The 11,978-nt window shown below is 63.0% G+C and carries 13 protein-coding genes and 1 pseudogene; 5 read left to right on the top strand and 9 right to left on the bottom strand.

The features are described from left to right. Positions 1-27 precede the first annotated feature (27 nt). On the bottom strand, positions 28-240 hold the full coding sequence (locus AC1DTW_RS19355; protein ID WP_477982981.1) for a hypothetical protein: 213 nt from the start codon (positions 238-240) through the stop codon (positions 28-30). A gap of 204 nt (positions 241-444) precedes the next feature. Between AC1DTW_RS19355 and AC1DTW_RS19350 the strand changes: the two genes are divergently transcribed. The 4 genes from AC1DTW_RS19350 (at position 445) to AC1DTW_RS19335 (ending at position 4,234) form a co-directional block, all read left to right on the top strand. Beyond that, on the top strand, positions 445-807 hold the full coding sequence (locus tag AC1DTW_RS19350) for a helix-turn-helix transcriptional regulator (RefSeq protein ID WP_477982979.1): 363 nt from the start codon (positions 445-447) through the stop codon (positions 805-807). A gap of 377 nt (positions 808-1,184) precedes the next feature. Next, positions 1,185-1,604, top strand: a complete 420-nt coding sequence (locus AC1DTW_RS19345; protein WP_477982977.1) for a hypothetical protein — start codon at positions 1,185-1,187, stop codon at positions 1,602-1,604. 167 nt (positions 1,605-1,771) lie between these two features. Next, positions 1,772-3,175, top strand: a complete 1,404-nt coding sequence (locus AC1DTW_RS19340) for a ComEC/Rec2 family competence protein (protein ID WP_477982976.1) — start codon at positions 1,772-1,774, stop codon at positions 3,173-3,175. Positions 3,176-3,316: 141 nt separating this feature from the next. Continuing rightward, the gene (locus tag AC1DTW_RS19335) at positions 3,317-4,234 is read left to right on the top strand and encodes a chymotrypsin family serine protease (RefSeq protein WP_477982975.1); all 918 of its coding nucleotides are present in this window, start codon (positions 3,317-3,319) and stop codon (positions 4,232-4,234) included. Positions 4,235-4,752: 518 nt separating this feature from the next. Here the strand turns inward: AC1DTW_RS19335 and AC1DTW_RS19330 are convergent. The 4 genes and pseudogenes from AC1DTW_RS19330 to AC1DTW_RS19315 form a co-directional block, all read right to left on the bottom strand. Then, positions 4,753-4,977 carry an integrase core domain-containing protein gene (locus tag AC1DTW_RS19330; RefSeq protein ID WP_477982973.1) on the bottom strand — a complete coding sequence of 75 codons (225 nt, stop codon included), beginning with the start codon at positions 4,975-4,977 and terminating at the stop codon, positions 4,753-4,755. A 22-nt stretch (positions 4,978-4,999) separates the two neighbouring features. Continuing rightward, positions 5,000-5,569, bottom strand: a pseudogene (locus AC1DTW_RS19325) (IS3 family transposase); the annotation flags it as partial. Beyond that, positions 5,548-5,910, bottom strand: a complete 363-nt coding sequence (locus AC1DTW_RS19320; RefSeq protein ID WP_477982972.1) for a transposase — start codon at positions 5,908-5,910, stop codon at positions 5,548-5,550. The pseudogene AC1DTW_RS19325 and the gene AC1DTW_RS19320, both read right to left, overlap by 22 nt. A gap of 285 nt (positions 5,911-6,195) precedes the next feature. Next, on the bottom strand, positions 6,196-7,161 hold the full coding sequence (locus AC1DTW_RS19315; RefSeq protein WP_477982971.1) for a PDR/VanB family oxidoreductase: 966 nt from the start codon (positions 7,159-7,161) through the stop codon (positions 6,196-6,198). Positions 7,162-7,178: 17 nt separating this feature from the next. Between AC1DTW_RS19315 and AC1DTW_RS19310 the strand changes: the two genes are divergently transcribed. Further along, on the top strand, positions 7,179-8,195 hold the full coding sequence (locus AC1DTW_RS19310; protein ID WP_477982969.1) for a LysR family transcriptional regulator: 1,017 nt from the start codon (positions 7,179-7,181) through the stop codon (positions 8,193-8,195). 15 nt (positions 8,196-8,210) lie between these two features. Here AC1DTW_RS19310 and AC1DTW_RS19305 read toward each other — a convergent pair whose 3' ends face one another. The 4 genes from AC1DTW_RS19305 to AC1DTW_RS19290 all read right to left on the bottom strand — a co-directional run. Beyond that, the gene (locus AC1DTW_RS19305; protein ID WP_477982968.1) at positions 8,211-8,993 is read right to left on the bottom strand and encodes an alpha/beta fold hydrolase; all 783 of its coding nucleotides are present in this window, start codon (positions 8,991-8,993) and stop codon (positions 8,211-8,213) included. Continuing rightward, complete coding sequence (locus AC1DTW_RS19300) at positions 8,993-10,060, bottom strand: aromatic ring-hydroxylating dioxygenase subunit alpha (RefSeq protein ID WP_477982967.1); 1,068 nt, start codon at positions 10,058-10,060, stop codon at positions 8,993-8,995. The genes AC1DTW_RS19305 and AC1DTW_RS19300 overlap by 1 nt, the downstream gene beginning before the upstream one ends. Positions 10,061-10,108: 48 nt before the next feature. Continuing rightward, positions 10,109-11,263: an ABC transporter substrate-binding protein gene (locus tag AC1DTW_RS19295; protein ID WP_477982966.1), complete on the bottom strand. Its 1,155-nt coding sequence runs from the start codon at positions 11,261-11,263 to the stop codon at positions 10,109-10,111. Between the two features lie 197 nt (positions 11,264-11,460). Beyond that, a partial coding sequence (locus AC1DTW_RS19290; protein WP_477982965.1) for a zinc-binding dehydrogenase occupies positions 11,461-11,978 on the bottom strand: 518 nt, incomplete at its 5' end.

Below are 11,978 nucleotides of genomic sequence, written 5' to 3'. Positions count from 1 at the left end.
AGTCCATCCGCGATGAGCACCACCGCCTCAGGCCAGGTCGCACAGATCGCGCACGGAGTCGATGGCCTTGCGATGCACCGGCGTTGGAGCGGGGATGGCCACGTCCCAGCTGCGTCCCATGCCGTCGCGGATGTGCGCCTCGATGAACGGCGGCATCGCGCGACCGGCGCCCAGCGCCACCTCGATCGCATCCGCGACCAGGATCGCCAGCTCCTTCTGCGACTTCCTTTCCTTGTCCAAGCACCACCCCCCGTGTTCAGGCAAAAGCATGCCATGGGGCGAGCGCGCCGCGTCGGGCTTGCAAGCCTCATCGTCGACGCATACCCCTAGAAGCGATCGGCACCGAAGCCATTGGCTCGCAGAATTTCAGCGCAAATTCGTCGTCGCCGCGACCGTCCGAGGCATCTAAAGTTGTTTCTGCCTCTGCTCGCCTCGGAGCTCCTCATGCAGCATCTCTCTCGCGCCACTCACCCGCCCTCGAGCGACGAGGGCATTCCGCCACCCTTGCTCCGAATGCCCAACGTGGTCCGGATGACGGGCCTGGGTCGCTCGACCATCTACCGGATGATCGCCGTGAATGAGTTTCCCCACCCCGTCAGAGTCGGCAAGCGGGCCGTCGCATGGCGGAGTGCGGATGTCGACCGGTGGAGCGCGGACCGTCCCTCGACGAGCCACGAGTCGCTCCGCCGCGTGGCACCCGGTGCCGACGCTGGACAGCGGACTCGTGCGCTCAATGCAGCACAGATTTCAATGCCAGCCCAACCATCAGCAGTACGGCGAGCGCACGCAGCACCCACTAGGTCGTGAACCAGTCGATAGGCCTTCGGCGGCCCCTACCGGGCTCGCACTCATTTCGATCGAGACCTTCAATCCGCAGTCGTTGCTCGCGAGTTCTCCGTCGGTCAAGCTGAAATCACGGTCCAGCTGCCGTCAAGCAAGCTAGGGATGGTGCGCAGCGTGCCGCGTGCGATGCTCCGCCACGCTTTTGCTGACAACAGCGACTGGCGCCGACCAATAGGGCAGAAACAACGAGGGAGGGACGCCATGAGGCTCATCCGGGACTGGGTCCCGCTTGCTGTGGCCGCTCCACCGATCGCTCTGGGCGCATCGAGTGAGGCGCAAGCAATTGAGCCTCTCAAGATCGTCATCATTCGGCACCAGAGAAGCCCACGTCCGGTGACAACTTGTCCTGCCAAGGGCTAAAACGGGCGCTGCAGCTGCCTGCGGTGCTCGTCGGAAAGTTCGGGGCCCCGGCCTACACCTACGTTCCCGCGCTGAAGCTGGGCAAGTCGACGGACCATGTCCGAATGCTGCAGACAGCGACGCCGCTCGCGGTACAGCACAACTTGGTCCTGAATAGCAAGTTCGCTGGAGCGGATGACGCCGCGATCGCTGGTGATGTGCGCAAGCGCTCCGGCCTCGCCCTGATTGTTTGGGACCACAGCCACATTCCAGCACTGGCTGCCGCCCTGGGGGTGCACGCCCCGCCGAAGTGGGGCAGCCAAGATTTTGATTCGATCTGGGTCATCGGCTACGACCACAGTCGAGCCAGCTTGACGTTCGATGCAGAGGGCATCGTGCCACAGGGACAGTGTGCGTTCTGACCTGTACATGACGGTGGCAACCATTGTTGCGGCCGTTGCCTGCGCACGTCAGTGCTGGTCCGCTCGCTCGCCAGAGGTCCGACATCACCGGTACTCGGCGCCTGGATTCTCTGGGTCGCGAATAGTGGGCAAGCTTCGCACCCGCGCGTTTTCAAAAGAGGAAAGCCATGCGTGATTTCTGGACGTTGCGCACGGCGACCGCGCTGTTCGCTCGCGCCTTTGGTGGTTCGAATCTCTCGAGGGGGAAGAAATCCAAGGGACAGGAACCGATCGTTGCGCGAGTGATGCTGGCCTCCTGCCTGCTATCACTCACTTTGGCGCTCATCGCCTGTTCGTCGGCACCGACGATCCCAGGTGACTCGTCGATCGCTGCAGTTGGACCCGCCGACTCTTCGGCCGTCCGCCCGCGAGATGGTCCGCCGCAGCGCGGCAATCCCGCTGGAAATCTGACTACCCCTCGTCCGGACGCCCCTAGGCGAGCCCCGGTCGGCCCCGCACCTTCTTCGGGCACCGTCTTTCCGTCGGCGCTTCCGACATCGCAAGCCGCTCTCGACCAGATGGTGGCCCACTTTATCGATGTTGGACAAGGCGACGCCGTGCTCCTCGAGTTCTCCTGTGGTGCAGTTCTGATCGATACCGGCGGCGAGCTGACAGACGAGGTTGTCGGCCGCGATCGCCTGGGGGACTATCTGCGCGACTTCTTCCTGCGGCGCGCGGATCTCGCCAACACGCTCAAGCTGGTCGTGCTCTCCCACCCCCACAAGGATCACACCGACGGGGTGACGACGCTCCTCGAAGCGCAGCCCGAAATCACGATCGAGAACGTTCTCGACAACGGTGCCACTGACAAGGGCTCGGGCATCTCGGGCCAGCGCAAGCTTCAACACTACGCCGCCGATAGTGGCGCCGGGTATGTTGGTCTGTCCGAGGCAGACATCACGTCGGCGGCCGGAATGACCAGCTCCACGATCGATCCGATCGATTGTCGGCCGGGCGGTGGCGTAGATCCCAGGATCGTCGCACTCTGGGGTCGTGTTGACCTGAATACCGGCTGGGCCAATGACGCCAACAACGACAGTGTCGTCGTGCGCGTCGATTTCGGGAATGCGAGCTTCCTCTTTACCGGAGACTTGGAGAAGGAAGGTATCGACGCGATGCTGACGTCCTACGCAGTCGACCTCAGTGCATTCGACGTGGATGTACTCAAGGTGGGACACCATGGCTCCTACAACGCGACAACTGATGCGTTTGTCGCCGCAGTCACACCCAAGATCGCGATCATCCAAGCCGGCGATTCAACATTGAGTCAAGCCCCATTCAGCGCATACAGCTTTGCTCATCCACACCAGGACGCGATCCGCATGCTTCTCGATTCGCAGCATGGCGTGTCGATGACGCGACCGACCAAAAATGTACCCGTAGGCGTCAAAGGGCGCAATCCGACCACAGGCGCCCTGCCGCAGTTCACGACGATTGCGGTCAAGCGCGCCATCTATACGACCGGCTGGGATGGCAACATCGCGGTAATCGCCAAGAAGGACGGAACGCTCAGGGTCGAGACGGGATTCTGAATCGTGAGCACCCGAGAGCGCACCGTAGAGGTCACAGCGGACCTGATGGCGGCAAAGCGAACGCTAAGCGAGCGCCATCTTGGAGGGGCGTTGAGCACGGTGCCTCGCGCTTGGTTCGCACAGCCACGTGTCCGCGAGTCGATGCAACACTCCGGCAACCAGCTCCACGCGGTCGGCGTCGGACGCAAGATCGTCGAGGGCAAGTTGACCAACACGTTCTGCGTTCGACTCTACGTTACCCAGAAGCTGCCGCGCCATCTGCTCACCGGCGCCGATTGCCTCCCCGAATACATCGACGGAATTCCCACGGATGTCGTTGAGGCAGCGCCTGCCTACTTGGCCACCTCGCCGAAGTGTTCGCTGCGCAAGCTGCGCGAGCAACGCCCAGCCCAAGGCGGCATCAGCGGTGCGCATGAGGCGATTCAAGCCGGAACGCTGGCCGCGCGGTGTCGGTCACGGAGACTTGAAGAGAGCGCCGATCGGTTCGTCCTCGGCAATTGCCACACCCTTGCCGATTTGGGGCTTGCCGCTCCCGGCTCGGCCGTCCTGCAGCCATCGACCCATGACGGTGGCACGGTGAATGCGAATCGTCTGGCAAGCCTCGAGCGCTTCGTCCCGATCGTCGAGACACAGACGGCTTCGAACCGCGTCGACGCCGCGATTGCGAAGCTGGATGCGGCCGACACGATGAATCCCGGCATTTGCACTTTGGGCACGATTCAGGGCACGGCAGCAGCGACCTTCGAGACCCGGGTGCACAAACATGGCCGCACGACCGGGTACACAGCTGGAATCGTCGATGATCCGTCGGTCGACGTTCTCATCCCGCTGCGGCGTGAGGACCCGACCCGGCTTACTCAGTTCATTGACCAGCTGCGTATTCGGCCCCTGCCAGGTCAGTTCGTTTTTGCCCAACCGGGCGATAGCGGCGCGCTGGTTCTGACCAAGCTCGACAACGACGCCGTAGGGCTCCTTTTCGCCTGCCCAGACAACGGCTCGTTCGCCTACGCCAATCCTATTGCGGCGGTGCTTGACGCGCTCGAGATCGATCTTGATTGATCCTGGACCGTTCGCTGACAACGTCCGCATCTTGATCTACGCGCTGATTGTTGATTTCCATCCAGAAGTGATCCACTGACCCCGCCATCCCAGTGTGGCTCGTCGTCGACGATGGAGCGGTGAATCCAGGGTGGACAGTCCGCTCAAATCGCCAAGTCATTCCCATTCACACCCGCATCCGATTCCGATCCAAACGGGCAGCACGCTTGATGCACTTGGTGCGCTCGCAAGCTGACAGTCGCGGCCGTCCGCTCGTGGCCGGCAAGAACCGGCCAGCAGGCGGATCCGGCGGTCAGGTGAGAGCCACGAAGCAGCCGCTCGAGCGGCAATGACGGCTGTCAGCTACGAAGCAGCCCGTCGGTGCCGGCTCCCCAGCGGTCGTGGACGACAAGCGGTCACTCGCCGAGTCTGTCGGACGACGATGCTGGCAGCGGACCTTGGATCCGCATGTGATTAGATCCAAACGCAACTCGTCGTTGGAGTGAACCCCTGAGGCTGGACCATCGGGTTCGTCAGAACTAAGCCGCCCGCTGGGCGAGTTGGGTTTCGAACTCCATCGGTGATTGGTATCCAAGCGCGGAGTGCAAGCGCTTGGCGTTGTAGATCTCTTCGATGAACCGCGGCAGCCTGGTCTTCACGTCGTCGAAGTTTTCGTAGCCGGCGAGGTACACCTCTTCGACCTTGAGCGTCTTCATGAAGCTTTCGGCCTGCGCATTGTGGTACGGGTTCCCCGCCGAGCTCATCGATCCTCGAAGGCCGAATTCCTTAAGCGCCTTTCGATACGCATCGCTTGCGTACTGGGCATCCGCGATCCGTGTGGTGGATGCAGCCCTGAGGGGGCTGGCGCGTCTGCACAGCGGCGTTCAGCGCGGCCAGCGCGAGTTGCGTGTCGATGCGACGTGAGATGGCGTAACCCACGACCTTGCTGCTGCACGCATCGAGGATCGCAGCCAAGAAGCAGAAGCCGGTAGCAATGCGGATGTATGTGAAGTCCGCCACCCATACGAGATCGGGCTTGGCAGGAATGACATTGCGATAGAGGTTCGGGAAGATCGGCAGATCGTGGTCGCTGTCAGTCGTGCGAACGAAGCGCCGGCGTGGCCTGATGCCAAGCCCGTGGCACTTCATGATTCGAGCAATGCGCTTGTGGTTCACGAGCTGGCCTCGCCGCTGCAACTCTCGCGTCACGCGTCGATATCCGTAGCCAGGCATTTCGTCCTGAATATCGCCGATCAGCTCAACGAGGCGCTCGTCACTGAGACCCTCGGCCACTGCTGTCGATCGATAGTAGAAGCTGCTCCGCGGGAGTTTGATCACTTGACACCCCCGTCGAACGGAGCAGCCTTGGGGCCGCTGACGATCGAGGAGTTCTCGCTGTCGCTCACGAGGCGCAGACGTGGTGCTTTTTTGAAGAGATCGAGCTCCATCGTGAGCTGGCCGACTTTGCGTTCGAGCGCGGCGATCTTGGCCTCATAGTCGATCACCATTGAGGCCTCGACTTCCTCGCCGGTGAGCTCGCCGTTGTCGAACTGCGTCAGCCAAAGATGGATGAGATTCGCCGACAGGCTGTACTTCTTCTGTGCATCGCGCCGACCGAGCGCGCCGGACCGGATGTCCTGGCACAGCTGGAGCTTGAACTGCGGCGCATGGCGCCGGTATGGACCTCTTGAAGACATGGACCTTCTCCTGTTGAAGGCCCAGCCAGCGTATCAGTCTGACTTCCCCTGCCGGTCCAGCCTCAGGGGTTCACTCCACGTTCTGGTCCAATCCCGGCATCTTTGACCGAGACAATCCTTGCTCGCAACGCGCAGGTGGGCACTAACAGGAACAGGCGATCTCTCGTGTCTCAATACTTTCAAAAAGGTCGCAATCGTGGGCACAACTTCGGAATCGAATGGGCACACCCGAAAGCCGGTACAGCGTATTCGCGAAGGTGATGGCCTGAGGCGACATGGTGTGGTTCAGATGTCCAGCACGAGCTGCGGTGTCTTAGCGCGCGAGCAGCACGGGGTGAACTGGTCATTCAGCGCCTGTTCCTGGGGTGTCATGAACAGGTCCTTGTGATCGGGAACGCCTTCGATGACGCGCGTCAGGCAGGTGCCGCAGACGCCCTGCTCGCAGGAGGTCGGAATGTCGACGCCAGCGAGCGCCAGCGCCTGGATCACGGTCTGATCCTTCGCGACAACGACGATCCGGCCCGAGCTCGCCAGCTTCACTTCGAAACTCTCGTCGGATTCGCTGGGCGAAACTTCGGCGGAAAAGAACTCGAAGTGAATTTGGTTGGGCCGCCAGCCGGCGCTGCGGGCCGTGGCGAGCGTGGCGTCCATGAACCCCTTCGGGCCGCAGACGTACAGATGAACTCCGGGCTGCGGGTCCGCGAGCGTGGCGACCAGATCGAGCCGCTGAGGGGCGTCACCATCGTCGAAGTGAAACTGCACCTGCGATGCAAATGACGACCCCTGTATCCGATCACGGAACGCCGTGCGCTCGCGTGAGCGAGTGCAATAGTGCATGTCGAATGCCGCACCGCTGGCGCAGAGTCGCTCGGCCATGCAAAGGATTGGCGTGATCCCGATTCCGCCGGCCATCAGCAGGCTGCGAGCGGCGCCGTTGGCCAGCGGAAAGTGGTTCTTGGGCGCGCTGATCCGCACGAGGTCGCCGACCTTCACGCGTTCATGCATCGCCGCCGAACCGCCGCGCGAGTTCGCGTCATGGAGCACGCCAATCAGGTAACGGTGATTTTCCGAGGGGTCGTTGCAAAGCGAGTATTGGCGAACCAGCTGGTCGGTCACGTGCACATCGATGTGCGAACCGGCGGAGAAAGGCGGCAAGGTGCGTCCATCGAGGTCGACCAGTTCAAACGCGGCGATGTCCGTGGCCACCGAATGCCTGGCGGCCACGCGCACCTGAAAGGTGGCGGCATTCATGTTTTGTCTCCGCGTCAATGATTCGGTCCGACTTGACATCTACCTTATGCGGCCGGATAACATTCATCAACTACATAGGAGACATGAACAACATGAAGGAGGCTCATCAGACGCTTGAGCGCCTCGACCTGAATCTGCTGGTCGTCTTCGACGCGCTGCTTCGCGAGGAAAGCGTGACGCGCGCGGGCAAGACGCTGGGGCTGAGCCAGAGTGCCATCAGCCATTCGTTGACACGGCTTCGCGCCTATTTCGACGACCCCTTGTTCGTCAAGACGCACCGTGGCATTTCTCCGACCGCAAAAGGCGAGGCCCTGGCTCCGGTGATCGTCGACGTGATGGCCACCGTGCGCGATCAGGTCCTGTCGCAGTCGAAGTTCACCCCGCTGCTCGAGAAGCGAACCTTCAACTTCTGCATGACCGACATGGGCGAGCTGGTCTTCCTGCCGACGCTGATCGCGCGGCTCAAAGAACAGGCGCCGTTGTGCAAGATCCGCACGATGCAGATCAGACCAGATCAGCTCGCGACGGCGCTCGGTTCGGGCGAGGCCGACCTTGCCTTGGGCGCAGTGTTCACCTCGCTCGACGGGCTGTACGAAGAAGCGCTGTTCACGCACTCGTTCGTCTGCATCGTCAGTGTCAAGAACAAGCAGCTCGGGAAGACGATATCGTTGGCCGAATACCAGGCGATGCCGCATATCGCCGTTTCATTGGCCGATCAGAACGCCACCTACGACCGCGCCGTCGAAGAGGCCGGCATCGCGCGCGACATACGCATCGTGACGCCGCACTTCCTGCTGGTTCCGTTGCTGCTGGACCAGCACCCCGAGTACATCTCGACCGTGCCACGCGAGTTGGGGTCAGTGTTCTCGCATCACGGCATCGTCCGCATGATCGAGCCACCGATCGCGTTGCCGTTATTCACGCTCCGGCACTTCTGGCACCCGAGGTTCCATCACGATCGGGCGAACCGCTGGCTGCGCGAACTGACGCGCAAGACCTTCCATCAGCTGCCGCTGCCTCTCGGCCGGCGATGACCGTTGCTGCGCTGTTCATCGCGTGCAGAAAGACCCGACAGCGCTCGCGAATGCGTCCGGTGACTCGACTGCGCTGAGGTGGCCTCCAGGCAGGACCGTGAGCACAGCGCCGAGGATGCCGCAGGCCATTGCGGCCGAGTGGTCACGCGGCACTGCCGCATCGGATTCGCCCGCAACGACCATCGTCGGCGCGCGCACTTGCGCGAGCTGCGGCAGCAGGTCCGCGTCACGCAATGCCGCCATCGCCGCCGCGTAAGCGTGGGCGTCCATTGCCATGAACGATTCGATCAGCGAATGGAAGCGCGGATTGTCGGTTTCGCGAAAGTCCGCCGAGAACATCCGCTCCTTCATGCCGGTCAAGAACGCCTGGGGCCCTGACGCGTTAGCCAGCGCGATACGCCGGTTCCACTCATCGGCCGGCAGCGGAAGTTTTGCTGAGGCGTTGGCCACGACGAGTGCGGTCATGCGGTCCGGCAGATCGAGCGCCAGTTGCAACCCCACCAGCGCGCCGAGCGACGTGCCCGCGAAGCAGAAGCGCTCGATCTCCAACGAGCGCAGCAGCGCGGTCGCGTCATCTGCCAGAAGGCGGACCGAGTAGGGCTCGCATGTGCCCTCGCTCGCGCCATGGCCGCGCAGGTCGTAGCGCATCACGTGGAACTGTTGCGTCAGTGCGGGCATGACCGCGTCCCACAGCCCGTGATCGAACCCGATCGGGTGCGCCAGCACCAGCGTCGGCAAACGGCGATTGCCCTCGCGGCGGTAGAAATGACGCAGGCCGTTCGCCTGGATTGTGGCCATCAGGCCGGCACTGCGGCGATCGGAATCGTGCCGGGGTTTGCCGCTTCTGCCGCCTCGTCCTTGAGCATCTTGGCCACCAGCCAGCGAAAGCGCCCAAGGGCCTCATCGGCGCGGATCGGCTGCATCTTGAAGGCCGGCCGCAGCGCCAGACTCTTCGACTGCAGCGAGATCATCGTCCGGTCTTCCTCGAAGGCTGCGACGACGCTCTGGTGGATGGAGCGCGTGACCTCGGGGTCGTCGATCGCGAAGTTGTGCGGGTGCGCGAAGAAGTAGTGCGTCGAGTTCTCGGTCTCCGGCGTCAGCGCCTGGCAACCTTGGAACATGGCCGCACCCTCGCGATTGCCTTCCTGCGCGCCCTTGCCGGCGTCCAGCATGCCCGAATCCATGATGAAAATCCCTGGCACGAGGAAGTCGTAGTGGTTCCAGCGGTCGACCTTGCCCGGGAACGGCATGACCTTCTGAACGAACGCCGGGGGCGACGTGTTCATCGTCCAGCGGGTCACGTGCACGCCGCGGGTCAGCATGTCGGTCTTCGGGAGGTTCGCCGCGAAGTCCTCCGAGCCACCCAGGGTGTTCGCGTGCACGTAGGGCAAGTGTGCGAGATCGAGCAGGTTGTCGGCGATCAGAAGGTAGTTCGTGTCGTAGTGCGTGTAGCCCTCCAACGAGCGCCACTCGGGATCGTCGAGCCAGTGCGTGTCGGGGATCAGCGATTCATCCGCTTTCGCTGGCTCGCCCATCCAGACCCAGATCCACTTGCTGCGCTCGGCGATCGGAAAGGTCTGGACCTTGGTGCCTGGGGGGATGCGCGGCTGGCCCGGGATCTCGACGCAGGTGCCGCTCTCGTCGAACTTCAGCCCGTGGTACATGCAGCGCACGCAGTCACCTTCACGGCGCCCGGCCGAGAGCGGCGCTCCGCGGTGGCAGCACATGTCCTCGAAGGCCACGACCTCGCCGGAGGTCTTGCGCCAGATCGCCAACGGCACGTTGATGACGGTGCGCTTCAGAAAGTTATCGTCCCGAACCTCGCTGGCCCAGCCGGCCACGTACCAGCAATTTTTGATGAACATGGTTTTCTCCTACTCGCTCGAAAGGCAGCGCCCTGACGCCGTCGAGTGCTACTTGACGTACTTCCAGGCGCCGTTGGTGATCTGCATCATCACGGCGGCGCGTTGGTCGTAGCCGACGTGGTCGGTCGGCGACATGTTGATCACGCCTTGCGTGGTGACCAGACCGCGCACTTGCTCGAGGGAATCACGCAGCGCTGCACGGAACGCTTCCGTCCCCGGCTTCTCCTTGGAGAGGGCCGTCGTCAGCCCGGCGCGAAGCAACATGTTCGCGTCGAAGGCGTTCGCCACGAACACCGACATCGAGTCCGGTCCGTTTGCGGCCTCGTAGGCCTTCGTCGCTTCGAGGCCGACGGGACGAGTCGGGTTCGACGCCTCGAGTTGCGAGGCCACGAGCACCCCGCCTGCAGCGAAGTACGCACCCTCGGCATCCTTGCCTGCGAGGCGGAGGAAGTCCCGGTTGGCGATGCCATAGGTCTGATAGATGTGGCCCTTGTAGCCGCGCTCCAGCAAGGTCTTCTGTGGCAGGGCCCCGGGCGTTCCTGCGCCGGCGACCAGAACTGCATCCGGATTTGTCGCCACGATCTTGAGCACTTGGCCTGTGACGGTTGTATCGGTGCGCGCATATTTCTCGGTAGCGACACGCCTGATACCCGCTTTCTGCGCTTGGCTATCAAGTTCGGCAAGCCACGACTCGCCATATGCGTCGTTGAATCCGATGAACGCGAGCGTCTTGACGCCGTTCGCTGCCATGTGAGCGATGGTCTGCCCGACGACGATGTTCTCGTTGGCGATCGCCTTGAACGTCCAGCGCCGCGTGGCATCCTGCGGCTCGACGATGCGCGCACTGGCTGCGAGGCTGATGTGGGGAACCTTCTTCTCCGATGCATTGATGACCAGTGGCATCGTCGCGGGGCTGGTGCTCGAGCCCATCACGACATCGACCTTGTCTTCGTCGACGAGCTTCTTGAAGTTCTTGACGCTGTTCGTCGGGTCCGATCCGTCGTCCAGGATCAGGTAGTTGATCTTCTGACCGGCGATTTCCTTGGGGAACAGCTTGATCGCGTTCTGGGTGGGTATCCCCAGCGATGCCCCAGGGCCCGTGAGCGAGAGCGTGACGCCGACATTGACGTCCGCGAACGCGGATGAAGTCGCGAAACACGACACTGCGAACGTCGTCGCAGCGAGAAGCCGAGATCGTGTCATTTGATGTCTCCTGACTCTGCCAACCATGTTGCTGGCTCGCAGCCACGATATGAGACATGCCGTCTCGAAACAAGCCGATGCGGGGCATGATCTCCATGAGCGACGCGCATGATGGGCGCTTCGGGAATCCCGGGCGGCACCATATGCCGTCCAAGTAGTGCTCGGCGTGCGCCCTGTCGAAGTCGTTGCGTCAGGGTTCAGTGCTTCAGCACGACCTTGCCACGGCTGCCGGCCGCCACTGCCGCGTGGGCAGCGCCGACCTGCTCCAGCCGGAACGTCTTGGCGATCGGGATGACCAATGCGCCACGCGCAGCGGCGTTGGCCACTGCTTGGAGCGTGGCCGCATCGGCGCGGTGGTAGAGCTCGTGAATGCGCACGCGATTTCCCGTGTTCGCGCCCTCGGGCACCGGAACGATGCTGGCCACTTGCCCGCCGTCCCGCACATGGCGGATCAGTTGCAACGCCACCGGGGCCGACGCGCTGATCGCGTAGTCGAACGTGGCGCCCACCGGCGGCGCGGTGATGTCGAGCGCGTCGCCCGCCAGTTGGCGCGCTTCTTCGATTCGTTCGGGCCGGACACCGGCCACCGGCTTGGCGCCGATTTCCTGCAGATACTGGATCGCGGCGCGACCGACCGCACCGAGGCCCCCGGAAATCAGCACACGGGCACCCGCGCCAACGCCCAACGCATCGACCGTCTGGCGCCCGGTCAGCC

The organism is Rhizobacter sp. P5_A1 (assembly GCF_056400745.1).
Note: the sequence above shows the minus strand (reverse complement) of the source record. Positions and strands in the feature narration are given on the sequence as shown.